This window comes from Bacteroides sp. (genome assembly GCF_030151085.1).
Taxonomy (GTDB): Bacteria; Bacteroidota; Bacteroidia; order Bacteroidales; family Bacteroidaceae; genus Bacteroides.
This window is the reverse complement of sequence record NZ_JASLER010000064.1, coordinates 1-23,287: the sequence shown is the minus strand read 5'-3', so window position 1 is coordinate 23,287 and position 23,287 is coordinate 1. Positions and strand designations below refer to the sequence as shown.

The 23,287-nt window shown below is 38.4% G+C and carries 21 protein-coding genes and 1 rRNA gene; 4 read left to right on the top strand and 18 right to left on the bottom strand.

The genetic code is table 11. The annotated features are described in order from the left end of the window. A partial coding sequence (locus Q1W14_RS12970) for an alpha-L-fucosidase (RefSeq protein WP_300702019.1) occupies positions 1 to 1,032 on the bottom strand: 1,032 nt, incomplete at its 3' end. A 99-nt stretch (positions 1,033 to 1,131) separates the two neighbouring features. After that, positions 1,132 to 2,400, bottom strand: a complete 1,269-nt coding sequence (locus Q1W14_RS12965) for an adenylosuccinate synthase (RefSeq protein WP_300702017.1) — start codon at positions 2,398 to 2,400, stop codon at positions 1,132 to 1,134. Positions 2,401 to 2,817: 417 nt separating this feature from the next. Between Q1W14_RS12965 and Q1W14_RS12960 the strand changes: the two genes are divergently transcribed. Continuing rightward, entirely contained in the window at positions 2,818 to 3,000 is a 183-nt protein-coding gene (locus tag Q1W14_RS12960; protein ID WP_300702015.1) for a hypothetical protein, read from the top strand. 28 nt (positions 3,001 to 3,028) lie between these two features. On the opposite strand, the gene Q1W14_RS12955 is transcribed toward Q1W14_RS12960, so the two are convergent. Beyond that, positions 3,029 to 3,520, bottom strand: a complete 492-nt coding sequence (locus tag Q1W14_RS12955) for a hypothetical protein (protein ID WP_300702013.1) — start codon at positions 3,518 to 3,520, stop codon at positions 3,029 to 3,031. Positions 3,521 to 3,955: 435 nt separating this feature from the next. On the opposite strand from Q1W14_RS12955, the gene Q1W14_RS12950 reads away from it, so the two are divergent. Further along, positions 3,956 to 4,894, top strand: a complete 939-nt coding sequence (locus Q1W14_RS12950; protein WP_300702011.1) for a hypothetical protein — start codon at positions 3,956 to 3,958, stop codon at positions 4,892 to 4,894. Between the two features lie 83 nt (positions 4,895 to 4,977). Beyond that, the gene (locus tag Q1W14_RS12945) at positions 4,978 to 5,643 is read left to right on the top strand and encodes a recombinase family protein (protein ID WP_300702009.1); all 666 of its coding nucleotides are present in this window, start codon (positions 4,978 to 4,980) and stop codon (positions 5,641 to 5,643) included. Positions 5,644 to 5,674: 31 nt separating this feature from the next. On the opposite strand, the gene Q1W14_RS12940 is transcribed toward Q1W14_RS12945, so the two are convergent. The 6 genes from Q1W14_RS12940 to Q1W14_RS12915 form a co-directional block, all read right to left on the bottom strand. Next, on the bottom strand, positions 5,675 to 6,139 hold the full coding sequence (locus Q1W14_RS12940; RefSeq protein WP_300702007.1) for a hypothetical protein: 465 nt from the start codon (positions 6,137 to 6,139) through the stop codon (positions 5,675 to 5,677). A gap of 68 nt (positions 6,140 to 6,207) precedes the next feature. Further along, on the bottom strand, positions 6,208 to 7,818 hold the full coding sequence (locus Q1W14_RS12935; RefSeq protein ID WP_300702005.1) for a phage integrase SAM-like domain-containing protein: 1,611 nt from the start codon (positions 7,816 to 7,818) through the stop codon (positions 6,208 to 6,210). Positions 7,819 to 7,932: 114 nt separating this feature from the next. Continuing rightward, positions 7,933 to 8,421 (bottom strand): Fur family transcriptional regulator, encoded by a 489-nt coding sequence (locus Q1W14_RS12930; RefSeq protein ID WP_300702003.1) that lies wholly within the window; start codon positions 8,419 to 8,421, stop codon positions 7,933 to 7,935. Positions 8,422 to 8,505: 84 nt separating this feature from the next. Further along, a complete protein-coding gene (locus Q1W14_RS12925; protein WP_300702021.1) occupies positions 8,506 to 9,177 on the bottom strand; it encodes a DNA alkylation repair protein in 672 nt (223 codons plus the stop codon). A gap of 6 nt (positions 9,178 to 9,183) precedes the next feature. After that, on the bottom strand, positions 9,184 to 11,232 hold the full coding sequence (locus tag Q1W14_RS12920) for a dihydrofolate reductase (protein ID WP_300702001.1): 2,049 nt from the start codon (positions 11,230 to 11,232) through the stop codon (positions 9,184 to 9,186). 105 nt (positions 11,233 to 11,337) lie between these two features. Then, positions 11,338 to 11,802, bottom strand: a complete 465-nt coding sequence (locus Q1W14_RS12915) for an AraC family transcriptional regulator (RefSeq protein ID WP_300701999.1) — start codon at positions 11,800 to 11,802, stop codon at positions 11,338 to 11,340. 280 nt (positions 11,803 to 12,082) lie between these two features. On the opposite strand from Q1W14_RS12915, the gene recQ reads away from it, so the two are divergent. Continuing rightward, positions 12,083 to 13,894: a DNA helicase RecQ gene (gene recQ, locus Q1W14_RS12910; protein WP_300701997.1), complete on the top strand. Its 1,812-nt coding sequence runs from the start codon at positions 12,083 to 12,085 to the stop codon at positions 13,892 to 13,894. 4 nt (positions 13,895 to 13,898) lie between these two features. Here recQ and Q1W14_RS12905 read toward each other — a convergent pair whose 3' ends face one another. From Q1W14_RS12905 to rrf, 9 genes are all read right to left on the bottom strand, one after another. Further along, a complete protein-coding gene (locus Q1W14_RS12905) occupies positions 13,899 to 14,750 on the bottom strand; it encodes a tetratricopeptide repeat protein (RefSeq protein ID WP_300701995.1) in 852 nt (283 codons plus the stop codon). Positions 14,751 to 14,763: 13 nt separating this feature from the next. Continuing rightward, entirely contained in the window at positions 14,764 to 15,714 is a 951-nt protein-coding gene (gene cysK, locus Q1W14_RS12900) for a cysteine synthase A (RefSeq protein WP_300701994.1), read from the bottom strand. A gap of 312 nt (positions 15,715 to 16,026) precedes the next feature. After that, positions 16,027 to 17,085: a 3-isopropylmalate dehydrogenase gene (leuB, locus tag Q1W14_RS12895; protein ID WP_300701992.1), complete on the bottom strand. Its 1,059-nt coding sequence runs from the start codon at positions 17,083 to 17,085 to the stop codon at positions 16,027 to 16,029. 59 nt (positions 17,086 to 17,144) lie between these two features. Next, positions 17,145 to 18,686 (bottom strand): alpha-isopropylmalate synthase regulatory domain-containing protein, encoded by a 1,542-nt coding sequence (locus tag Q1W14_RS12890; RefSeq protein ID WP_300701990.1) that lies wholly within the window; start codon positions 18,684 to 18,686, stop codon positions 17,145 to 17,147. Further along, the gene (gene leuD / locus Q1W14_RS12885; protein ID WP_300701988.1) at positions 18,683 to 19,270 is read right to left on the bottom strand and encodes a 3-isopropylmalate dehydratase small subunit; all 588 of its coding nucleotides are present in this window, start codon (positions 19,268 to 19,270) and stop codon (positions 18,683 to 18,685) included. Before leuD ends, Q1W14_RS12890 begins: the two co-directional genes overlap by 4 nt. 130 nt (positions 19,271 to 19,400) lie before the next feature. Further along, positions 19,401 to 20,795 (bottom strand): 3-isopropylmalate dehydratase large subunit, encoded by a 1,395-nt coding sequence (gene leuC / locus Q1W14_RS12880; RefSeq protein WP_300701986.1) that lies wholly within the window; start codon positions 20,793 to 20,795, stop codon positions 19,401 to 19,403. 159 nt (positions 20,796 to 20,954) lie between these two features. After that, positions 20,955 to 22,451, bottom strand: coding sequence for a 2-isopropylmalate synthase (locus Q1W14_RS12875; RefSeq protein ID WP_300701984.1), 1,497 nt, complete (start codon positions 22,449 to 22,451; stop codon positions 20,955 to 20,957). A 363-nt stretch (positions 22,452 to 22,814) separates the two neighbouring features. Beyond that, on the bottom strand, positions 22,815 to 23,063 hold the full coding sequence (locus tag Q1W14_RS12870; RefSeq protein ID WP_300701983.1) for a hypothetical protein: 249 nt from the start codon (positions 23,061 to 23,063) through the stop codon (positions 22,815 to 22,817). Positions 23,064 to 23,183: 120 nt separating this feature from the next. Next, a 5S ribosomal RNA gene (rrf, locus tag Q1W14_RS12865) occupies positions 23,184 to 23,287 on the bottom strand; the annotation flags it as partial.

Sequence of the window (23,287 nt, the reverse complement as noted above, 5' to 3'; positions counted from 1 at the left end):
ATAGATTTTCATCCAATCTCCCACTTCCGCAAGGCGCGCCACAGCAACTGCCGGCAGTTCACCATCGGGCTGAGGACCGATATTCATCAGTAGATTGGCATCTTTTCCGGCAGCATTCACCAGGTACTGTATTAAAGTTTTGGTTGATTTATAATTCTGATCGGTAATCTTATATCCCCACATTCCATTCATGGTTTCGCAAGTTTCCAAAGGTAAAGCACTCACACTCTGTCCGGAGAGTCCCGCACGGTTCTCACCTGGCAAGTCTCGCTCAAAAATCTGAATATCTTCACCCTCAAAAGGAGCTTGGTGATGATTATTACCAACTAAGCAGGCGGGTTGCAAACGGTGTATCAGAGCATATTGCTCGGGCAATTGCCAATCGAAATCAGGATTCTGATCTTGGTCCCACCAGCCATCAAACCAAATGGCACCGACTTTTCCGTAATTCGTCAGCAGTTCAGTCAGCTGGTTATTCATAAATTTATAGTAGCTATCCCAATCTCCTTTCGGATTAGGACGACCTGTGCCACGTCCTGTACGTCCCCAAGGTGCATCTTCACGATACCAGTCAATGTGCGAATAATAGAAGTGTAAACGGATGCCTTGTTTGTGACATTCGTTTGCCAGTTCTTTCAATATATCCCGTTTAAAAGGGGTAGCATCTACTATATTATAATCAGAATTACGGGTATGAAACATAGAGAATCCATCGTGATGACGGGATGTGATGCAGATGTACTGGGCACCGGAAGCTTTAATAGCAGCCACCCACTGAGCCGCGTCGAACTTGGAAGGATAGAAACCACTCGCCAGCTTGGCATACTCTTTATAGTTCAAGTTATTGTTGGTCATCGTCCATTCACCGGTAGCCAACATACTGTACACTCCCCAATGCAAGAAGATTCCGAACTTGGCATCTCGAAATTCCTGCCGGGATTTCAGATTTTCCTGAGTGGGTTGATAGGTCTGTGATTTTGCTGATGTTACCAGCAAGAACACAAGTAAAAAAGATAAGAATTGTGTTTTCATAAGAGTAAATAAAAAAAGCACGGATTACCCGAACAACCACGGTTCTTCAGATGAAGCCGCGAAATCCGTGTAATCCGTGCTAAAGGTTATCAGTCTATTTTATTCCGTATAACGTTCAATGGTCTGTTCACGGTCGGGACCTACAGAAACAATCTTGATAGGCACCTCAAGCTGTTCTTCCAGGAATGACAAATAAGCATTAAATTCTTCAGGGAATTCATCCTCGCTTTGCATCTTAGTCATATCGGTCTGCCAACCGGGTAATTCTACATATATCGGTTCAATGGTATCATTAATATCATACGGGAAGTAATCTATTTCTTCACCATTAATCTTATAGGCTACACAAGCTTTGATGGTTTCAAATGCGTCGAGCACGTCGCTCTTCATCATAATCAACTTAGTTACGCCGTCCACCATGATAGCATACTTCAAAGCAACCAAGTCAATCCATCCACAACGACGTTTACGTCCGGTTACAGATCCAAATTCATGTCCTAAAGTACAAATTTCGTCACCAGTCTCGTCAAATAATTCAGTAGGGAATGGACCGGAACCTACACGAGTACAATATGCTTTGAAAATACCATAAACTTCACCTATCTTGTTAGGAGCAACTCCCAAACCTGTACAAGCACCCGCACAGACAGTATTGGATGATGTTACAAACGGATAAGATCCAAAGTCGATATCCAACATTGTGCCCTGTGCACCTTCGCACAATACAGACTTACCTGAATTTAATAAACCGTTAATCTCATGTTCACTATCAATCAGGTTGAACTGCTTCAGGTATTCAATACCTTCGAGCCATGCCTTCTCCAGTTCTGTGAGATCATATTCATAGTTCATGCTTGCCAATATTTGCTCATGACGAGCTTTGGCCGCAGCATATACCTTATCAAAATCATGCAGAATATCTCCCACACGTACACCATTACGGCTTACTTTATCAGTATAAGTCGGTCCAATACCTTTTCCGGTAGTCCCCACTTTGGCATCACCTTTGGCAGCTTCGTATGCAGCATCCAATATCCGGTGAGTAGGTAAAATAAGGTGTGCTTTCTTTGAGATATGCAAGCGTTCCTTCAAATTATGACCTGATGCTTCCAAAGCTTCAGCTTCTGCCTTGAAAAGAGCCGGATCAAGCACTACACCGTTACCGATGATATTTACCTTGTCTCCTTGGAAAATACCCGATGGTATGGAACGAAGCACATACTTCTGCCCCTCGAACTCCAATGTATGTCCGGCATTCGGTCCGCCTTGGAAACGTGCCACAACATCATATCTCGGAGTTAATACGTCAACGACTTTGCCTTTGCCTTCGTCGCCCCATTGTAATCCTAATAGAACATCTACTTTCATTTGTATATTGATTTTCAATTATTTGCGAAAAACGTTCTTTAAACATGTTGATTTTCAACCTTATGAGAACGCACAAAATTAGAGAAAAAAGACCATATACCAAAGGAAAAAACAAGTTATTTCACCAATATCGAAAGCTTAAACACACTGTTTGGCAGACATCGGAAGAATCACCAACGGAATAATTCAAAAGGAGTTAATCAAAAGCTTAAATCTTATACAAGAACAGTTTATTTTCTCTACTTGTATATCAAAATGAATTTTAAAAGACAAGTACTGTAATATTAGACACCGTAACCCCGCACTCAGTATATTAAAAAAAGCAATATGCCCTATCTACTCAACACCGTTGGGTATATTAATATACCACCCATATCAATACTTTTGAATAGTCTTATCTATTTATTATAAAAAGACATGAACGAATTAACTAAAAAGAAAATAAGTAATACACTTAAAGGTAAAAAGAAAAGTGCTACTCACAGAAAAAATATTAGCGAAGCATTAACAGGAAGAAAATTAAATAAAGAGCATAAAGCAAAAATAAAAGAGAGTATGAAGAAATACAGAGAAAGATTACTTTATATTAGTTTTAATTAAAAAGGAGGCATCAGCCTCCTTTCCTATTTTAGTTTTTCCTATAATTTATATAACCATTAACTTCGAAAGAACGATTATCACGATTAAATTTAAATTTATCAAATTTCAGCGTAACATTATTATCAGAGATAGAACTAACAATAACCTTACCTGATACAACCGTAAATTCATAAAGGCTTCCAACATCCGTATAATCACGATAGTCACGTACTTCAACATCAAGTTCAGCATCCTTTTTCAAATCGTTAAAAGAAATTCCTGCTATTCTAACAGCAAAATCATACATAGACATAAATTCAACATCTTCTTGAATTAAATAAGATTCGAAAACTAAAGTTGAATTATTAGCATTATAAGTTGCAGTAGCATCGTTTTCTACTTTAAACTTATTTGTATTAACTGTGACAATACTACTATTACCATCACCGTCATTACTACCATCGTCATCACTTGAACAAGAAGTGAATGAAAGACATGCAATGAACAACATTGCAAACAAACTAAATAATTTTTTATTCATAATAAAACACGTGTTTTACTCACCGTCCCAAATGAATATTAATAAATATAATAAAAGCGTGGGACTGTATAAAACCTTATCGCTATTAAAGTATCGCCAAACACTTGCTACACAATAAGGCAACAGCCCACGCCCTATATAATAATATAAGTCGTGGACATTTAGTTGCCTATATCCCGTGTAGCTTGAAATTGGCGATTTCTAATAGCAGGATATAGTTCTAAACGCTTCCGTTTTCAAAATTTGATGCAAAAATACGAACTAATTTCAGTTATTCAAAAAAAAACAGAAATTAATCAAGAAAAACAGAGTAAATCATTTACTTTTTAAACTTATCTACCTATATATCTAAGAGCAGAAAGGAAAGCATTACTGTCAAGGTGACAAAACTTGCCATTCTGCAAACTTAATAATAAAAGAATAATAAAGAAATGAATGATACAATTTGATAAATTAAAAATTGTCACTAACATCAGATATATAACCAAAATAAACACAGACTTATTTATAGAGAACAAAAAAGGAAGTGAAATACTATATTACAAATACAAACAAAAAACCCCATACAATCTTATTATCATAGTAAATTACTTTCAGAATGAATTAGTGATAGAATTTACATCTAAAATATTAAAAGATAAATTCATTGAATTAATAAATAAAGATACTATTAAAGAATGTATATCTAATATAAATGAATTAAATATATGCCAATTAGATATAGATAATATCATAAGCGATTCAATAGTAGTAAAATGCGATATAACAAAAGATATAATATATGATAACATAAATAAAATCACAGACTATATTAATATAAATCGTTCTAATTACCAAAAATGGAATTGTAAAAAACTAAAAAATGGAATTACATTAGAAAATGTAGTAACAACAGCAAGAAACAAGAAAAGAATTACAATATACAATAAAGAGAAAGAAATAAGAAAATCAGAAAACAAACCATTCCTAAAAATATTATCAGATAAAAATAAAGTATTTGATTATCTTAAAAACAAAATAAGATTTGAACTAAATATAAACACTAAGATACAGATAAGAAAATTACTATTAACTTGCAACAATAATCTATTAGAAGTATTAAACAGTAACGAAAGTCCAATAATAACAATATTAGATGAGGCTATAGCAAATAAAATCAATTACAGCAAACAAAGCAGCAATTTAAGAGAACATGAAAGAGAGTTACTACTTAAAGAATGCGAATATGATTTATCTAAAGTAGAACTAACAATAAGAAACTACACTTCAAAAAACACATCAATTAAAAGAATGATGCAACCATATATAGATTTAAATAATAGATTGAATATAGAATCAGATAAGTACATTAATATAAAAGAATTATTAAAATAGCATTTGTCATTAAACAAACGTTCGTTTGAATATTGCCAAATCAAAATAATAATATATATTTGCAGTATAATAACATAAAGGATATGAAAAAGTATATTGCATATTACAGAGTAAGCACACAAAAGCAAAGTTTAGGACTACAAGCCCAACAAGCTAACGTATCTAACTTTATTCAATCAAGTATGGATAACGTACTTATATCAGAGTACTCTGAAAAGGAAAGCGGTAAATCAAACAATCGCATTGAACTTAATAAAGCATTATCTGAATGCAAACAGCAAGGTGCAACATTAATTATTGCCAAATTAGATAGACTATCCCGCAACATTTCTTTTGTATTTGAATTAAAGCAAAGTGGTATAGAGTTTCTTGCATTAGATTTACCCCAATTTAATACACTTACATTAGCTGTCTTCATGGGGTTAGCACAACAGGAACGTGAGCTTATTAGTAGCCGAACAAAGGCAGCATTAAAAGTAAAAAAAGAGCAAGGATGTAAATTAGGACGTCCAAATGCTTCATTCACGAATGAACAAATAAATAACGCAAGTATTAGACGTAAAGAAATTGCAGATAACAATGATAACACAAAACGAGCTAAATTAATGATTGCAGCATTAATCAAATCTACTAAAAATAAATCTGAAATAGCACGCCAATTAAATGAAAATGGATTCAGAACAGCAAAAGACAAACTATTCAATGCAAAAGCCATTGATAGAATAGTAAAGCGTTACTCACTATATTAAAAAGCCCATTAAAATTAATGGGCTTCACATTTTATTTATTAGATAGTTTTCTCAATTCGTATAATTGTTCAAGTAACATATTATATTCATTTTCTTTTTCGCTATGCTGCAATTTTAAATCATCCAACTCTTTTTTAACTTTCGACACTTTAGCAAAGCAACGTATTATTTTTACTTCATCAGTATCATTATCTTCATTAGTAGGTAAAAAAGACAATAATTCTTCTAAATTCAAATTTATATTAGTACTATTCTTATTTTTATTAGAAATATTATCCTTTTTATCTTTTACTTCCCGAATCAGTTTAATACCATTACTTTCACGATAGTTCTTAACTATAGAAAAGCGTTCTTCTATTGTTTTTTGTTCAAACTCTACTTTTGAAATAGATTCATAAAAATCTGCTTCTTTACCTGCCTCCTTTATTGCATTAAGACTACGCTCAATATTTCCTATTAGCGCATTTTTCTTTCTATCTTCTTTCGTAAGTGCCATAATTCATTTATTTTTAATTGATGTTTTTGCAAATATAATTATTATTATTAAAAGTACAATAAAATAAATCAAAAATCATCTTCTGCATTCTCCTGTGATATAGTAATATCATTTCCTCTTTCAATAATATCACGTATATCATTAATATTATCACATGAAATTATTAATTCATTCAACTGTGCATTATCTTCAATAGTATGTTCTAAATTCATATTTAAAGCCTCAGCACGCTGCGCAAATAATAGTTCATGATATTTAATAGATTCAATAGATTTATCTTTATCAATCAAATCTGCTTCTTGTCTTGATATAACATGAATCAAATTTAAAGTATCTGTTTTTATATTAGAATTTTCAACATTTTCCTTTTTATCAATTTTATCAAAGCACATCGCCAATTTATTAGCTTTTTCCCGCTTTGTCTGTTTATCATATTTATGATAATTAGCAAGGCTCTTATGCCCTGTAGTACCCATTATTAAACTTTCACTAATACCACGTCTTGAACACATCGTTACAAATGTTCGTCGAGCTGTATGTGTACCTATAAATTCACACTTAGGTTTACGTTTTTCTTCAATACCATCTATAGTATCACGTAATTCTGTATAAGGTTCTGTAATACCCGCTTTTCTTCCTATTTCATGTAAAATAATTATAGATTCACCGAGTTCTTTATATTCAGCTTTTATTTTACCTAACTTTATATTATCTAATATTTCTTTACTACGTGACAATAAAGGAACGATGGGACGATGAACTGTTTTTTCTTGTATTATTTCAATAGTATTATCATTTCTTATTATAAAATCTTTAATATCTCGCATATCTCCGTAACGCTGTCCAAAATAACATTGTAGTATAAAAGCATTTCTAACTTCTTCTTCCTCACCTTCTAAGTCTAATTCATATATTTTATCTAATTCTTCTTCTGTCAATGCAAACTTATTTTCGCTTACATCAACTTTGGATTTGATATTAGTATATAGATGCAAGCAAGCAGTAGAGCTATTAAATAAGCCATCTCTTTCAGAACGTTTAATTAATCCTATTATCACGTCTATAATATTCTCAACAGTATTAATCGTTCTTTTAGGTTTACCATTACTACTTCTTTCATGTAACAAAAAGTCTCTAAAACGTTCAAAAAACTTATAATCAACATTATTAAATGATGTAAGAACAATATTTTCATCATTTAAATATCGACTAAATGTATTTACCTTAGAATAATACGCTTTTTTATCTTTTAAATGCGAACTATCTATCTGTTTTCTCAAATATAGTATAGGATTAAATATTGTATGGCTTTCTTTGTTTCTTTTCATTGCACCACTAATATTAAATAATTTTTCTTTTACTATCCCATCAATATTACATAAGAGATTAGGATTATTACAAAGATACAATTTTACTTCATCAAATTTCTTAATTGCAGCATCTATTTTCGCATTGACTATAGAATTATTATTATTATCCAATACTGTCAGTAGAGGACTTATAGCAGCCTTCTGCTTCGTTTTATTCCAATGTAGGGGATTTACTTTAGCACCAACACAATACTTATACTGTTTATCATTCAAGCGGAATACCATATAAACTGTAGTAGGGTGTTCTCCATTAGGTTTGCGAAGATTAAAATGATAAGAGAAACGAAAGAAAATTTGTTGTTCCGACATATTAAACACTGTTCTTTAAAAACGTTCTTAAAAAGTGTTCTTAAAAAGGTGTTTAATCGAGAAAAGACGCTTTATAACTTACTGAAAATCAATAAGCGGATAAAACATCTACTTTCATTTTTCTTTCTTATGGTTATTATTTTTTTTCTTTCTTTTATTCGCCCTATCGCATTTACTACATAAACCGTACATATATAAGGAATAATGTGTCAGACAAAAGCGGCTCAATTTGGTATTTGCAATAGCATGTTGCAGCTCCTCGTTCTGAAACTCCGTCACCTTGCCGCATTGCGTACAAATTTGATGATGATGAGTATCGCGATTGTATGATTTTTCGTATTGGGAAGAGTTGCCAAACTGGTGCTTTATGACCAAATGGGCATTGATAAGCAAGATAATAGTATTATAAAGAGTAGCACGGCTGACGCGGAAGTTTTCCTGATCTGCCATCAGTGAGTAAAGCGTGTCAATATCAAAATGACCTTCTATAGAATATATGGTATCGAGTATGGCATAACGTTCAGGAGTCTTTCGATGCCCGTTCGCATTCAGATATTCAGTGAATATCTGCCTTACTGTATCTTTCACATTCTGACTTTCCATTTGACGGCGCAGTTTTACAGCCAACAAAGTTAATCCTTTTTTGTGGAAAGCAAGAGAGAAAGAGAGAAAAATAATGCGAACTTTTCAATCAACTTCCTCTTTAACGAGATTATAAAGTAATTTTTCTGCTTCTAACGGGGAATCTTTCAAGCTTTCTACACGGCGACATACCTGAAAAGCATTCTCTTCGCGATACTGCATAAAACGACGAATCGCAGTCATTGCTGCATTGCGTACATGATATGAACCTGACAAAAATGCACTGATTGCTTGATCCATGAATTCATTTTCTACACGTTCATTCATTTCTCCTTTCTTCATCAGCAGGCGGGCGGTAGTTAAAAAGCCACAGACTTGGATGTATTCTCGCTCATCTGCAATCCAATGGAATGATTTTGCCGGAGCGTATGGCAAATACTGAAATAAGTTCATGCAAGTAAGTTCGGCGATTTCAATATTAGGCATGTTTTCTACCCAAATATCGGCGATCTCAGGCAAGAAGCTGTCAACAGGTTGCAACAATCCGGCTAAAATCTTACATTCCCTGATTTCTTCTTTCCACAAGGCCTGCGCCAATGCATGGTTCTTTTCATATCCGGCAGCTATACTTTTGATGCGAGGCAGCTCTACGCCAAAGTTCAGCTTATATACTAAACCCTTCTCACGCATACTTTGGGACACAGCCCCGTTCATTGAGAGACGGAGTTGTGTTTTAATATCTTTCAGTTGTTGATGTAATAGTTCTTTTGAATCCATCATTATTTAATTGTTTATGGAAGGTAAAGTAGAATAGTCTTTGCTATAACGCAACATTTGATCTACATAGTCTTCACCATAAGTCACTTGAATGTCAGTGATTTCACCGTTAGCATCCATCACTGCTTCATATTTGGGATTAATAAATCCTTTATAAGGTGCAAGATTCAGTTTTTTGTAACGTTCCAGCACTTCGGCATGCAAAGTAGGATCTACTTTCACAGCGTATGCTTCTACTAAATCATGGGCACCTTTCAAATCTCCGGTTGATTTAATACGTTGGATTTCAGCAAGCAATTCACCGAAGAGTTTACGAAGCTTTTCATAATCGTTCACCACTACATAGGTCTTTCCGTCTTTCTTTACTAATTCTACAACTTTGTCGGCAGCTCCTTTCTCAAACACCCAACGAGCAATAAGTTGGCGATTACGCATGTGGGCCTCCTCCACATTATTACCGGGCTCTATACGAACAAGTTGAGTCATTAAACCATTCATAAGATAAGTATAGTATTCGGCTTTATAAGCATCGGCATTAGGTGTCAACCCTAATTCAACCAACTTCGGATCGGCTACATAATAAAGTCCGAACAAGTCGGCACGAGCTTCTTCAATGGTTGAGCCGTATGCTTTTAAAGCATCAGGGTCAACACCCGGCAACAGTTTACCGGAGCCGTGTCCTAAACATTCGTGCAAGTCAGTATGCAAATTACCCGTCAGATCAGAATACTTGTCAATCAGTTGCAACTCCACATCACTATACACAAACTCCTCATTAAAGCCATTTCCATGAGCAGCTTTATTATAGGCATCCGTTATGTTACCGATAGTTACGGATTTGGAGCCATGATGATTGCGTATCCAGTTTGCATTCGGCAGGTTGATGCCAATAGCTGTTGCCGGGTATAAATCACCTGCCAAAACAGCAGCAGTAATCACCTTGGCAGATACTCCCTTCACTTGCTCCTTCTTATATTGATTGTCCACAGGAGAGTGATCTTCAAACCATTGGGCATTATTGCTAATCAACTCCGTACGACGAGTAGCTTCCATATCCTTGAAGTTAACTAAGGATTCCCAGCTGGCTTTCATACCAAGAGGGTCACCATAACTTTCAGTGAAACCATTTACAAAATCAATACGTGAATTCAAATCCTTTACCCAAAGAATTGCATAATCATCAAAGGTCTTTAAATCACCGGACTCATAGAACTCCACCAACTTAGCAATCACAGCTTTCTGTTCGGGAGTTTCGGCAACACCTTCCGCTTTTTTCAACCAATATACAATCTTTTCAAGGGCCGGACTATACAGTCCTCCTACTTTCCAAACCTTTTCCTGAACTTTACCATCTACTTTGACCAGACGACTATTCAAACCGTATGACACCGGTGTTTCATCTTTCGGATTCTTCAACGCATTATAGAATTCTTCCGCCTCTTGCTGTGTCACACCATCGTAATAGTTACAAGCAGAGGTTAATATCAGATCTTCTCCCGCCGCTTGATTTACCCGTTTCGGCATGATGCTAGGATCAAAGATTACAGGGAAAACCTCGTCACATAATTGTTCTACTGTCTGTCCCTCAGCTAGCGGCAAAGTAGAAGCATCTACACGCAACACAGCTTGTTTAAAAAAATCAGGACTGAAGCCGGGTTCAAACTTTTCACTGCCATAATGATGATGAATGCCATTAGAGAACCATACGCGTTTCAAGTAGACTTCCATCGCTTTGAAGTCAGGTGTATTTTTATCTCCTTTATAGCCTGTATAAACAGCCTCTAGCATTCTTCGAATGGTCAGGTTATACTTTCCATTTTGGTCGAACAATATATCTCTACCTTGCAAGGCGGCTTCTGTCAAGTAATAAACTAACTCTTTTTGTTTGAGTGATAGGTTTTCAAAACCTGGTACGTGATAACGTAATATCTGTAAATCTGCAAATTGTTCCACTGTATAATCAATTTTTTCTGCCTCAGCAATTGTTTTTGGATTTATACCACAAGCAGTCAATAAAGCAAGGGCAGTCACCATCAAAATTAGTTGTTTCTTCATGTGTCGGGAAGATATGTAGAGAGTTGGCATTTATAAAGACAAAAAGGAAGTATTCCAAAGCATCAGTTTCGGAATATTTCCTTTCTATACATTTAGTTTGCAGAATTATTTCTTTTTTTCTGCGTGTCTTTTACGATATCCGTTAGGAGTTTCATTTACATTCTTATAAAAGGCAGCATAGAATGACTGACGATTAGCAAAACCTACCATTGTGCTGATCTCCTCGACATTCTTGTCTTCGTATCTTTTGTCCGTCAACAAATGCTGAGCTTCCTTTACTCTGTATTCATTCAACAAACAAGAATAGTTCATGCCGAAACGTGAATTCACAACTGCAGACAAATAACGGGTGTTAGTCTGCAATTCTTTCGCCAAATCTTTAGCTGAATAATCGGGATCTCTGTACTTCTTCTGCACAACTACGATATTCATTATCTTGTCGTACAACTCATCTGCCAATTCCGGCCGTATCAGCGAGCGGTAGGCAGCTTCCTTTTCTTTCTTTTCGCGCAAGTTGTAAGGACGTTTCTTTGCGTCCATTTCTTGTGCATTGTTTTCTAAATCACTCATCGAATTAACTGGTTAGGGTTGTTTAAAATTGAAAGTCCAAAGGATTTTCCTTTAGACCTTACAAAAGTCTGACATTTTTTTTTAATACGCAACTTTTCTCATACATATTTTCCATACATAAACAACGAAAAAGGTTGAAAAGAAGTCCCACAAGCTAATTAATAAGAAACTTTAACTCTTTACTAAAAGTGATACTATATTATATCTATATAAATTTCTATTTGTACTTTATACAATAATTAATGTACCTTTGCAGAAAAAATAGAGACCTTCAAACATTATGTTTCAAACGCTTAAAACGTATTTTGGTTATGATACTTTCCGACCGTTGCAAGAGGAAATCATACACCATTTATTAGACAAGAAAGATGCACTCGTACTAATGCCTACAGGTGGCGGAAAGTCCATTTGCTACCAATTACCAGCCTTATTATGTGAAGGTACTGCTATAGTGGTCTCTCCTCTCATCTCTTTAATGAAAGATCAGGTAGAAACTCTCTGTGCCAACGGAATAGCTGCCGGCGCACTAAACAGCAACAACGATGAAACTGAAAATGCAGCCTTAAGACGTGCCTGCATGGAAGGTAAATTGAAACTTCTATATATTTCACCCGAAAAATTATTAGCAGAAATCAATTACTTATTACGTGACATTCACATCTCACTATTTGCCATTGATGAAGCTCATTGCATCTCTCAATGGGGGCATGATTTCCGACCGGAATATACACAAATGGGAGTCCTGCATCAACAGTTTCCGCAAGTACCGATTATTGCACTAACTGCTACAGCTGATAAAATAACCCGCGAGGATATTATTCAACAATTACACCTAAATCAACCAAAGGTTTTCATTTCTTCTTTTGACCGTCCCAATCTAAGTTTAACGGTAAAACGCGGTTATCAACAAAAAGAAAAGAGCAAAGCCATTCTCGACTTCATATCCCGACATGCTGATGAAAGCGGAATTATTTACTGCATGAGCCGGAACAAAACAGAATCCGTTGCCCAAATGTTGCAGAAGCAAGGCATTAAAGCCACCGTTTACCATGCCGGCCTGTCTCCTTCCAAACGAGACGAGGCACAAGATGATTTTATCAACGATCGCGTACAAGTAGTATGCGCAACCATCGCCTTTGGAATGGGAATTGACAAGAGCAATGTCAGATGGATTATTCACTATAACCTGCCCAAGAGTATCGAAAGTTTCTACCAGGAAATCGGACGTGCCGGACGAGATGGATTACCCAGCGATACACTGCTATTCTATTCATTAGCTGATTTAATTTTACTTACAAAATTTGCTACTGAAAGTGGACAGCAAAGCATTAATTTTGAGAAGTTACAACGCATGCAGCAATATGCTGAAGCCGACATTTGCCGCCGACGCATTTTGTTAAGTTATTTCGGAGAAAATACGACTCATGATTGTGGAAATTGTGACGTATGCCAAAATCCCCCCAAACGCTTTGACGGTACAATAATCGTACAAAAAGCGCTTAGTGCCATTATCCGTACCGAGCAACAAATAGGAACAAGTATTTTGGTTGATTTATTAAGAGGAGCAATGAGTCCTGAAGTAACCGAAAGAGGTTATCAGCACTTAAAAACATTCGGTGCGGGTCGTGAAGTCCCAGCTCGCGATTGGCATGACTATCTATTACAAATGCTACAACTCGGTTATTTTGAGATAGCTTATAATGAAAACAATCACTTAAAAATCACTCCTAGCGGATGTGATGTATTATATGGAAGATCTAGCGCCCAGCTTGTAGTTATCCGTCGTGAAGAAGCCACAGAAACCAAACGAGGGCAGAAACGCAAATCCACGACTCCCACCAAAGAGTTACCTTTAGGATTACCCAATGTGGAAAGTGGAGAATTGTTTGAAGCTCTACGTGAGCTTCGGAAGCGTTTAGCAGATCAGGAGGCCCTTCCCGCTTATATCGTGCTCTCCGACAAGGTACTGCATCTGTTGAGCACCTCCCGACCTACAACCATAGAAGAGTTCGGGAATATCAGTGGCATCGGCGAATACAAGAAAAAGAAATATGGGAAAGTATTTATTGAACTTATACGCAAATACAGCTAAATATTTATTTACACTGCTGCAATAAATCCCGTACATCTCCCTGAGGTACGCCTAGCGTAACGGCTTTCTCAAAATCACGTCTTGCCAGCTCCTTTTTCTTTTGCGACAGATAAATCTGCCCACGCATTAAGTATGCTTCCGATTGAGAAGGATCTTGTTCAATAGCTTCTTCCAAGTCAATCAAAGCCAAATCAATATGCTGCATATCTTTCTCTACGCCCGCACGAGCAACATAGAGTACAGCATATAGCGGAGCTGTAATTTGCGTTGATCCATCGGCTTTATCAGCAATCATTTTATTCAACACAGAAAGAGCTTCTTCATATTTTCCTTCTTTCTGTTCCAGCATAGCCAATCCTAACCGACCGTTATAGCTTAGAGGATTCAACTTTAATAAACGTTCATAGTCTGATCTTGCAGCCTTATAATCGCGCTTCTGCCTATAAATATAGGCACGCATCAGTAAAGCTTCTTGATTATCCGTTTCCAGATCAAGGGCAAGTGCATAATCCATCCGGGCTAATTCATCCTTACCTAGCTCCAGGTAAAGTGCCGCACGATTCAATAAGATCGGTACGGTACGTGGCGCTATATTCAGTGCCATTGTATAAGATTCAAGTGCCTGGTCATATTGACGTTGACGACGTTGAATAGTCCCCAAATTAGAGAACAGTAAAGCATTATGCGGATTGGCAGGGTCAAGCTTCAAAGCCTCCATGATATACTTTTCGGCTTGTACCAAACTATCTTGCTCTGTAGCTGCTACAGCTCTCTCGCTCAGCTCTTCATAAGTTTGGGAAAAAGCAGGAATTCCTACTGCACCCCATATCAGGAAAGAAAGAATAAATTTTCTCATATCAGTTTATTTATCAGTCTAAAGGATAGGTATCAAAAGCAAATAACTCTGTTGACAAATACCGTTCACCTGTATCCGGTAATAAGGCAACAATTGTTTTACTCGCAAATTCAGGACGTTCGGCCAGTAAGCGTGCCGCATATACTGCTGCACCGGAAGATATTCCTACCAGCAAGCCTTCGGTAGATGCTAATTCACGACCTCCACGAATAGCTTCATCATCGGGTACAGGAATAACCTCATCTACTACTGAAGCATCGTAAATTGAAGGGATAAAATTGGCACCAATACCTTGTATACGATGCGGAGCAGATTCCCCCCCTCCTAAAATGGGAGAAGAAGCAGGTTCTACAGCAACAATATATACATTCGGATTATGTTTTTTCAAAGCCCGGGCTACCCCGCAGACAGTACCGCCTGTGCCCACACCTGCTACAAATACGTCAATTTTGCCATCCGTATCAGTCCAGATCTCTTCACCTGTAGTAAGTTCATGTACTTTGGGATTAGCAGGATTTTCAAATTGCTGCAAGATTACAGAGCCGACTATTTTTCCTCGAAGTTCTTGTGCTTTAGTGATAGAACCCGCCATACCGGATAATCCATCCGTCAATACAATCTCCGCCCCTAAGGCTTTCAATAAATTACGACGTTCGATACTCATTGTTTCGGGCATGGTCAATATCAGATGATACCCTTTAATGGTTGCCACCATTGCAAGTCCTACACCTGTATTTCCACTAGTAGGTTCTATAATTGTGGCACCGGGCTTCAATATCCCTGATGCCTCGGCATCTTCAATCATGGCAAGTGCCACACGGTCTTTGACGCTTCCTACAGGATTAAAAGCTTCCAGTTTAACTACTAAATTCTTTTGCAATCCGTGTTTGCAACTGTATTCAGCTAATTCCATCAACGGGGTGTGTCCGATAAGCTCCGTCAGATTCTTTGCAATCTTTGCCATAATCGTTCTTTTAAATCAAACATTATGCGGCAAAGATAAGAAATAATATAAAATTATCTGATTTTACACTTTGTATTATCCCAATTAGCACTATTCTTATTACTAGTTTTCAGTATTTAACACCCGGGTGTTGGGATATTCAAGACCCGGGTGTCAGATATAGAAAGTTAGTACATTTCAAAGTTCCAAGTACTGACGAGACAACCAATTATCGTATAAAGGAATCGGGATAACAACTATCCAGAGAATAAAAAAAGCCCCTTGAATGTTCATGTACAAAACACTCAAGAGGCAGGAATCAGATATAGATAGTTAAGCCTTGATATAGTCTACAATCCAAGCACCAACTTCTTTCGTACCGTACTTGGCGCCGCCTTCCACCTGAATTTCAGGGGTGCGAACATTGGAATCAAGAGAGGCGTCTACTGCTTTGCGGATAAATGTACCCTCTTCTTTCAGATCGAAATATTCGAACAACATAGCTACGGACAATATTTGTGCCAATGGATTAGCAATGTTCAAGCCCTTTGCTTGTGGCCACGAACCGTGAATGGGTTCGAATACCGGCGTACTTTCACCGGTAGAGGCAGAAGGCAGCAATCCCATAGAACCACTGATTACAGAACCTTCATCTGTAAGAATATCACCAAATGTATTCTCAGTAACCATTACATCAAAGAACTTCGGTTCCTGAATCATTTTCATAGCGGCATTGTCTACAAACATATAATCAGTAGTCACTTCGGGATACTGGGGAGCCATCTCCTGTGCAATCTGACGCCACAAACGAGAGGAAGCAAGCACATTGGCTTTATCTACGACTGTAAGATGTTTGTTACGTTTCATGGCATACTCAAAGCTTACTTTCAGGATACGTTCAATCTCAGGGCGAGTGTACATATTAGTGTCGTATGCCTTATCATTATCCTGGTATTTTTCGCCGAAATACATACCTCCGGTCAGTTCGCGGATGCAGAGGAAATCTGCACCTTCTACCAGTTCTGCACGAAGCGGAGATTTATGCAGCAGGCATTTGAAAGTCTGTACCGGACGGATATTTGCAAACAAACCCAGTTTCTTACGCATAGCCAGCAAGCCCTGTTCCGGACGAACTTTTGCGGTAGGATTATTATCAAACTTCGGATCACCTACAGCAGAGAAAAGCACTGCATCGGCATTCTTACAAACCTGATAGGTAGCCTCGGGAAACGGATCGCCTACTTTATCAATAGCATCTGCGCCACAAATGGCATATTCATAACTCACTTCATGTCCGAATTTCTCACAAACAGCTGTCATTACATCCACACCTACGGCAGAAATTTCAGGGCCGATGCCATCGCCGGCCAATACTGCAATTTTAAAGTTCATTGTTTTCTTTATTCTTTAAATATTCGTTATTTCGTATATGGAAGCTATAGCTCGATAGCTTACGATTTATATTCATTCTCGATGATATTCAGCATCTTCACGGTTGCCTTGATAGCTGCTTCCGTCTGGTCGGCATCCAAACCGCGCGTGCGGAACACCTTATCTTCGAAGCTCCAGGTGATTACCGTTTGCACAAATGCATCGGTGCGTCCACCGGGAGGAATTGATACGGCATAATTCGTCAACATAGGGAATTTGCGTCCCAACGTCACTTTATATACCTTGCGTAAAGCACGCACAAAGGCATCATACTGACCGTCTCCACTCGAGCTTTCTTCATATTCTTTGCCGTTGACTTCTATTTTCAATGATGCCATAGGTTTCAATCCGGAAGCTAAGTTTACGATGTAGCTTTTCAGTTTTACCCGCTCATTTAAAACACCATGTTTCAGGACGTCAGAAACGATATATGGCAAATCCTCCTGTGTAACTAATTCTTTCTTATCACCCAGTTCAATGATACGCTCAGTAACTTTACGCATTGAGTCTTCATCCATCTCAAGGCCTAAATCTTCCAGATTCTTACGGATATTGGCTTTACCGCTATTCTTGCCCAGCGCATATTCCCGTTTACGCCCGAAACGCTCAGGAAGCAAGTCATTGCAATAAAGATTGCTCTTATTATCACCATCGGCATGCACTCCGGCTACTTGTGTAAATACATTTTCGCCAATAATGGGTCTATTTGCGGGAATGGCAATGCCGGAATAAGATTCTACTACACGGCTCACCTCGTTCAGACGGCTTTCATCAATGTTGGTTATCGCACTGAAATGATCTTTCAGGATAGCTTGCACACTGGAAAGAGGAGCATTACCCGCACGCTCTCCCAAGCCATTAATAGTGGTATGCAAGCCTTTGCAACCGCTTAATACGGCAGCCAATACATTGCTGACGGCAAGGTCATAATCATTATGGGCATGGAAATCGAAATGTGCATCAGGGTAGCGTTTCACCATCTTCCGCATAAATTCAATGACTTGCAACGGATTCAAAACGCCCAGCGTATCAGGCAACATATAACGTCGGATGTTGGTCTGCACCAAAGCTTCCATCAACTGAAAGACGTATTCCGGAGAATCTTTCATACCGTTACTCCAGTCTTCCAGATAGACATTCACTTCCATGTCCTGTTCATTGGCATAGTCCACCACAGCCAGGATGTCTTCGATATGTTCTTCGGGACTCTTTTTAAGTTGACAGGCGCAATGCTTCTGTGACCCTTTGCACAACAGGTTGATGACACGACAACCGGTAGCATGAATCCAGTCTACCGAGGCATGACCGTCTACGAAGCCAAGTACTTCCACTTTAGGTAACATATTACGGCGAGCGGCCCAGTCGCATATCATCTTCACAGCATCAAACTCTCCTTCAGATACACGGGCAGAAGCCACTTCTACCCGATCTACCTTCAATTCTTCCAGTAATAAACGGGCAATCATCAGCTTCTCATGGGGAACGAAGGACACTCCGCTGGTTTGTTCACCGTCGCGGAGGGTAGTATCCATGATTTCTATCTTCGGATGATTATGCTTCATTGTTTATTCTCCCAAGCTTCTATCTTACCTTTATTCTCTACCAGGAAATCAATATCATCCAAGCCGTTCATCAGACAATGCTTTTTGTAAGTATTGATTTCAAACGTTTCGCTCTTACCCGTCGCCTTGTTGGTGATGGTTTGTTCGGGTAGATTCACTTCTACTTCTGTTTTTGGATCAGCAGCGATCGATTCGAACAGTTCTTGCAGGAACGGTTCGCTTACAACTACCGGAAGTACAAAATTGTTCAGTTCGTTGTTCTTATGTATATCGGCAAAAAAGCTACTCACGACTACCCGGAAACCATAATCGGCAATAGCCCAAGCAGCATGCTCACGGCTGGAACCGGAACCGAAGTTCTTGCCTGCAACCAGAATCTTACCGCTATAAGTAGGATCGTTCAATACAAAAGAATCAATTTTATTACCCTGTTTATCATAACGCCAATCACGGAAAAGATTCTCTCCGAAGCCCTCTTTCGTAGTGGCTTTCAGGAAACGTGCAGGGATAATCTGGTCTGTATCTACATTCTCTAAAGGAAGGGGTACACAAGTACTGGTGATGATATTGAATTTCTGTTTCATCTTTTTATTTACGATTTAACAATTTACGATTTACGATTGATATTACTCTGTTTTGATTTACTTTACATATAGACGACCCATAATTCACGAACTAACTTCAATCGTAAATCGCAAATCGTCTAATCGTAAATCAAATCAGTTCTCTCGGGTCGGTAATCACTCCCGTTACCGCCGCAGCCGCAGCTACCAACGGACTGGCAAGCAATGTGCGTGAGCCTGGTCCCTGACGTCCTTCAAAATTACGGTTACTGGTTGATACCGCATACTTACCGGCAGGAACTTTATCATCATTCATCGCCAGACATGCCGAGCATCCCGGTTGACGGATAGCGAATCCCGCTTCTTTCAATATTTTATCAATTCCTTCTTCACGAATCTGAGCATCTACCATCCAAGAGCCCGGAACCAACCAAGCAACGACATTCTCAGCCTTCTTATGACCTTGCACTATGGAAGCAAAAGCACGGAAGTCTTCAATACGTCCATTTGTGCAAGCACCCAGGAATACATAATCAATCTTTTTGCCCAGCAATGCTTCGCCCGGCTGAAAGCCCATGTAATCCAATGATTTCTTAAATGAAGCCTGAGCAGCTTCGCCCATACCTTCGGTAGTCGGAATATGTTGTGTAATGCCCATTCCCATACCCGGATTAGTTCCGTATGTAAGCATTGGTTCTATATCAGCGGCAGCAAAGTGAACTTCCTTATCGAACACTGCATCGTCATCGCTCTTCAATGTTTTCCAATAGGCTAATGCTTTATCCCATTCTTCACCTTTCGGAGCATACTCACGTTCTTTAATGTAGTCAAAGGTCTTCTCATCCGGAGCAACCATACCACCACGGGCTCCCATTTCTATACTCAGATTACATAAAGTCAGACGACCTTCCATCGACATATCACAGATAGCTTCCCCAGCATATTCCACAAAATAGCCGGTAGCACCACTCGTTGTCATTTTAGACATCATATAGAGTGCAACATCTTTGGCAGTCACACCTTTGCCTAATTTACCATCTACAGAGATACGCATTGTTTTAGGGCGAGTCTGCAAGATACATTGTGAAGCCAAAACCATTTCCACTTCACTCGTACCGATACCGAAAGCTACTGCTCCCATCGCACCGTGAGTAGAGGTATGCGAGTCACCGCAAACAATGGTCATACCCGGCAGAGTCAGTCCACGTTCGGGACCTACTACATGGATAATGCCATTCTTTTTATCCATCATGCCAAAATGCTCCAAACCGAATTCTCTTGCATTCTTGGCTAATGTATCTACTTGTGTCTTTGAGATAGGGTCCGCGATAGGTTTATCCTGATCATGCGTCGGTGTATTATGATCGGGCATGCAAAAAACCTTTTCCGGACGGAATACTCCTATTCCACGTTCACGCAAACCGGCAAAAGCTTGCGGACTGGTTACCTCATGGCAATAAAGCCTATCTATATAAAGTTGTGTAGGACCGTCTTCCACCTTCTGAACAACGTGGGCATCCCAGATTTTATCAAATAATGTATGCATCTTATTATTTACGATTTAATTATTTACGATTTACGATTGGTATTACTTTTGATCCATTTATCGTTTTTGTTATTAATGGTCTTTATTTAATCATGAACGATTTTTAATTCACGTACTAACTTTGATCGTAAATTGTAAATCGCTCAATCGTAAATAAAATCACATTTTGAACTTATTGATACAGTCAATATAAGCTTCTACCGAAGCAGCAATTATGTCGGTATTAGCACCGAAACCATAATAAATCTGCTTATCATATTCCACCTGCATGTGTACTTTACCCATATCATCACTACCCTTGCTGATAGCTTGGATAGTAAACTCTTTCAAAGTCATGTGGCGGTCGATGATTTTCTTCAAAGCCTTGATAGCAGCATCTACCGGACCATTTCCACTGGCAGCAGCTTCAAATTTCTCACCGGAAATATTCAATCCAAGACTTGCTACCGAGCGCACTCCTACCCCACTGGTTACCTGCAAATATTCCAGTTTCACACGATGATTCTGACTACGGTCAGCACCGGCTAATACCAATACATCGTCATCATTGATATCTTTCTTCTTATCAGCAAGTTTCAGGAAGTCTTCATAAACCTGATCCAGTTTATCCTGCTCCAGATTTATACCTAATATCTGCAAGCGATTCTTCAAGGCGGCACGTCCGCTACGTGCGGTCAATACGATGGAATTATCGTCTATACCTACATCACGCGGGTCGATGATCTCGTAAGTTTGCACATTCTTCAATACGCCATCCTGATGAATGCCCGATGAATGAGCGAAAGCATTACGTCCTACAATTGCCTTATTAGGTTGTACAGGCATATTCATCAAGCTAGACACCATGCGGCTGGTAGGATAAATCTTCTCTGTATTAATATTCGTGTCAATTGCAATATCTTTATGACACTTTATAATCATTGCAACCTCTTCAAGAGAAGTATTTCCGGCACGTTCGCCGATACCATTGATAGTAACCTCTACCTGGCGGGCACCATTCAGCACACCTGCCATGGTATTCGCGGTAGCCATACCCAAGTCATTGTGGCAATGAGTAGAAATTATGGCATTGTGAATGCCATCTACATGCTCCATCAAATATTTAATCTTTGCACCATATTCATCAGGCAGACAATATCCGGTTGTATCAGGAATGTTCACCACTGTTGCACCGGCTTTAACCACTGCTTCTATAACACGTGCCAGATATTCATTGTCCGTACGTCCGGCATCTTCTGCATAAAATTCTACGTCGTCCACAAATCTACGAGCATATTTCACAGCAGCTACAGCGCGCTCTATAATTTCGTCACGATTGGAGTTGAATTTATATTTAATATGCGAATCAGAAGTACCGATACCTGTATGAATACGTTTGTGTTTGGCAAATTGCAGAGCTTCGGCAGCTACATCAATATCTTTTTGTACGGCACGTGTCAAGGCACAGATAGTAGGCCAAGTCACTGCTTTGGATATTTCAATCACAGAGTTAAAATCTCCGGGGCTAGAGATAGGAAATCCGGCTTCAATAACATCTACTCCCAAAGCTTCCAATTGTTTGGCAACCTGAATTTTTTCTACGGTATTCAATTGGCATCCCGGAACCTGCTCGCCATCGCGGAGCGTTGTGTCGAAAATAAATAATTTGTCACTCATTGCTTATCTTATTTTAAATTTATACTCCATAAAAAAAGCCTTTCGCACTTGGAAGTGAGAAAGGCTTTCGAATATTATTGCATTCTACATATATTCACGCACAGTACCCACTTCCAACTAACCCTGTTAGTAGAATAATAATACCGCTTAGTAGAATATATGTAAAGTTCTGATCCATCTTCTTATTATTTTGATGATGCAAAGGTAGACATAATTTCGAAGACTGCAAATAAATTCGTAAGTTTTTTCCTCTAAATAATATCATTTTATAAGTTTATGGCAATTATTCTCTTTAATATATCACAAAAGGCATACCTTCCGGCATGCCTTTCCCCTATGTATCAGTTCAATACGAGTCCTGAATTACTTCTTATCGCAAGCTTTCTTTTCGCAAGCGCTCTTATCACAGGCTTTGTCACACTTAGCACTATCACAAGCAGCTGCATCAGCACTCTTGCAACAAGTTTTTGCAGAGTCACATACTTGTTCTGTTTTTGCAGCACAACAAGAATCGGCAGTAGTGCTGTTAGCGTCTGCTTTTTTATTACCACAAGAGGTTACTGCGAGAGAAAATGCTACTGCAACAGCAGCCAATAAAACTTTAGTTTTCATACTTCAATTTGCTTTAAACGTTGATATTAAATTAGTCCGGTGGCAAATATATGAAAAATTTATGAAAGTACCAAAAACGAAAAAAGCCCCTGTATCATGGATACAAGGGCTTCTCTTCAAAAACGGCGACTACCTACTCTCCCACTGTTACGCAGTACCATCGGCGTGACCGGGCTTAACTTCTCTGTTCGGAATGGGAAGAGGTGGAACCCCGGTGCTATAGT

Bases quoted from the DNA above. Each gene is read 5' to 3' on its own strand.
- Q1W14_RS12965 (WP_300702017.1), bottom strand. From the start codon at position 2,400: ATGAAAGTAGATGTTCTATTAGGATTACAATGGGGCGACGAAGGCAAA.
- Q1W14_RS12890 (WP_300701990.1), bottom strand. From the start codon at position 18,686: ATGAAGCATAATCATCCGAAGATAGAAATCATGGATACTACCCTCCGC.
- cysK (WP_300701994.1), bottom strand. From the start codon at position 15,714: ATGGCAAAGATTGCAAAGAATCTGACGGAGCTTATCGGACACACCCCG.
- Q1W14_RS12905 (WP_300701995.1), bottom strand. From the start codon at position 14,750: ATGAGAAAATTTATTCTTTCTTTCCTGATATGGGGTGCAGTAGGAATT.
- Q1W14_RS12925 (WP_300702021.1), bottom strand. From the start codon at position 9,177: ATGGATTCAAAAGAACTATTACATCAACAACTGAAAGATATTAAAACA.
- Q1W14_RS12945 (WP_300702009.1), top strand. From the start codon at position 4,978: ATGAAAAAGTATATTGCATATTACAGAGTAAGCACACAAAAGCAAAGT.
- Q1W14_RS12930 (WP_300702003.1), bottom strand. From the start codon at position 8,421: ATGGAAAGTCAGAATGTGAAAGATACAGTAAGGCAGATATTCACTGAA.
- Q1W14_RS12875 (WP_300701984.1), bottom strand. From the start codon at position 22,451: ATGAGTGACAAATTATTTATTTTCGACACAACGCTCCGCGATGGCGAG.
- Q1W14_RS12960 (WP_300702015.1), top strand. From the start codon at position 2,818: ATGAACGAATTAACTAAAAAGAAAATAAGTAATACACTTAAAGGTAAA.
- Q1W14_RS12920 (WP_300702001.1), bottom strand. From the start codon at position 11,232: ATGAAGAAACAACTAATTTTGATGGTGACTGCCCTTGCTTTATTGACT.
- Q1W14_RS12950 (WP_300702011.1), top strand. From the start codon at position 3,956: ATGATACAATTTGATAAATTAAAAATTGTCACTAACATCAGATATATA.
- leuB (WP_300701992.1), bottom strand. From the start codon at position 17,085: ATGAACTTTAAAATTGCAGTATTGGCCGGCGATGGCATCGGCCCTGAA.
- Q1W14_RS12935 (WP_300702005.1), bottom strand. From the start codon at position 7,818: ATGTCGGAACAACAAATTTTCTTTCGTTTCTCTTATCATTTTAATCTT.
- Q1W14_RS12940 (WP_300702007.1), bottom strand. From the start codon at position 6,139: ATGGCACTTACGAAAGAAGATAGAAAGAAAAATGCGCTAATAGGAAAT.
- leuC (WP_300701986.1), bottom strand. From the start codon at position 20,795: ATGCATACATTATTTGATAAAATCTGGGATGCCCACGTTGTTCAGAAG.
- Q1W14_RS12955 (WP_300702013.1), bottom strand. From the start codon at position 3,520: ATGAATAAAAAATTATTTAGTTTGTTTGCAATGTTGTTCATTGCATGT.
- Q1W14_RS12870 (WP_300701983.1), bottom strand. From the start codon at position 23,063: ATGAAAACTAAAGTTTTATTGGCTGCTGTTGCAGTAGCATTTTCTCTC.
- recQ (WP_300701997.1), top strand. From the start codon at position 12,083: ATGTTTCAAACGCTTAAAACGTATTTTGGTTATGATACTTTCCGACCG.
- Q1W14_RS12915 (WP_300701999.1), bottom strand. From the start codon at position 11,802: ATGAGTGATTTAGAAAACAATGCACAAGAAATGGACGCAAAGAAACGT.
- leuD (WP_300701988.1), bottom strand. From the start codon at position 19,270: ATGAAACAGAAATTCAATATCATCACCAGTACTTGTGTACCCCTTCCT.